This is a genomic window from Protofrankia sp. CiT1, from assembly GCF_917627335.1.
Classification (GTDB): domain Bacteria; phylum Actinomycetota; class Actinomycetes; order Frankiales; family Frankiaceae; genus Protofrankia.
In genome coordinates this window covers 1,345-2,794 of sequence record NZ_CAKJTP010000284.1, presented here as the reverse complement: position 1 = coordinate 2,794, position 1,450 = coordinate 1,345, and the positions used below count along the sequence as shown (strand labels likewise).

Annotated in this window: 2 protein-coding genes and 1 pseudogene; all 3 read right to left on the bottom strand. The window is 65.3% G+C overall.

All coding sequences use genetic code 11. The features are described from left to right. Nucleotides 1-362, bottom strand: a 362-nt coding sequence (locus MJ785_RS21570) for a hypothetical protein (RefSeq protein WP_239382694.1), incomplete at its 3' end; no start/stop codon positions are given. Nucleotides 363-561: 199 nt separating this feature from the next. Beyond that, nucleotides 562-1,050, bottom strand: a complete 489-nt coding sequence (locus MJ785_RS21565; RefSeq protein ID WP_239382692.1) for a hypothetical protein — start codon at nucleotides 1,048-1,050, stop codon at nucleotides 562-564. Nucleotides 1,051-1,123: 73 nt separating this feature from the next. Continuing rightward, a pseudogene (locus tag MJ785_RS21560) lies at nucleotides 1,124-1,450 on the bottom strand (hypothetical protein); the annotation flags it as partial.

The window sequence follows — 1,450 nt, the reverse complement described above, 5'->3', positions numbered from 1 at the left end:
GCATACGCCGCCTCCGACGCCACGCGCATCCACCGTTCTTGCAGCTCAGGCGGCACAAAACCACGCGACACCCGTGACTCGATCACCTCGCGCGCGCACGCCACCGCCGCACGACCCGTCGTGGAATCAACATCAAAACGCACGGGCGGTCGCTCACCGTACATGGGCAGAGTCGAACGACTGTACAAAAACGGAGGCTTCGGAGCGCGAAAACTCGCCAATTTGATCACCAATTTTTGGGGTAGGCGACAGAGAAAAATATGGTAGTCGGTTTTGATCGTTACCAAAATCTGGGGATCTTTGTCGCTATTTTCACGATCGGCGAAACACGCACCGACCGCGCCAGGTTCTGCTCCGGGCATGGTTCTGGCGCGGGAGGGACGTGACTCGCAGAAACTTCACGGTTACGCATGCGCCCGCACCGCACCCCTAGGCGATACCGCTTGCGCAGAAGCAAACAAGATTATTGTTTATCCTGACGCGACTTTCGCGCGCGGTCGTCCCATGCCCAGGAACACCACGTCCCGGGCAATGGGACACCGCGGACACAGGTCTGGCAGGTTAGGCGGTATCGGGCACCCAAGGCTCCCGGGAGGGCCGCCGACCCTGCCCGACGGGCGGGCCGGTCATGCGCAGGTAGCGAACCGGGTCAGGAGTGAGCCCGGAGCAGGCGCAGACATTGCCGGGCGCCGCGGCGTGGTAGGCGGTCGCGAAGAGCGCAAGAACCTCAAATCCACGCCTGGAGTCCCGGGTCAGGTCCCAGAGACCCTGCTGTTCGACACGAGAGAACTCGGGGCTGCGTTTCTTGACAGCGGTGATGCGGGTGGCGATGACGAGGAGCTGTCCGGGTCTCCAGGCGACGTGATCGGCCACGCCGCGGGACTTGTCCGCGAAGACGACCTCATAGCCAGCCGCACGCAGGGCTGCGGGGACGCTGTGCATTTCCAGGGTGTGACCTTCGCCGTCGCGCTTGGATCGGGCGATCGTCTCGGGCGGCCGGGTTCGTCGGGTCCGGCGAGTTCGCGGGGCACGGACGGCGGGCGCAGTCATGGGGGTGATCCTTTTCGGTAGGTGGGCATTCAGGGTGCAAGCGGGCCGTTCGCGAATGGAGTCTCGGTATTGGCTAGGGCGCCTGATCGCCGCTGGTGCCATCAAGCGCTTCGCGAATGCGGTCCGCGGCTCTTCGCATTCCACTCGCACGCGGCGCGTCCTCCTCGGCCTCGGCGTCGAACTCCAGGCCGTCGAGCACCTCCCGAATGCGGGCTACTCGCACTTCGGCGCGCTCGGCCCGGTCGAGGAGGTCTTCGAGTCGAGCTGTAGCCCGGACAGCGACCCGATGCGTCTGCCGGTAGGCGCGTTCGGCAGCGGCGAGCCGATCGAGGATCGCCACGGCAGGCAGGGTCTCGGTGATTGCGGCAAGGAGCCGGTCGAGCGCTTCGGGTCGCCCCTC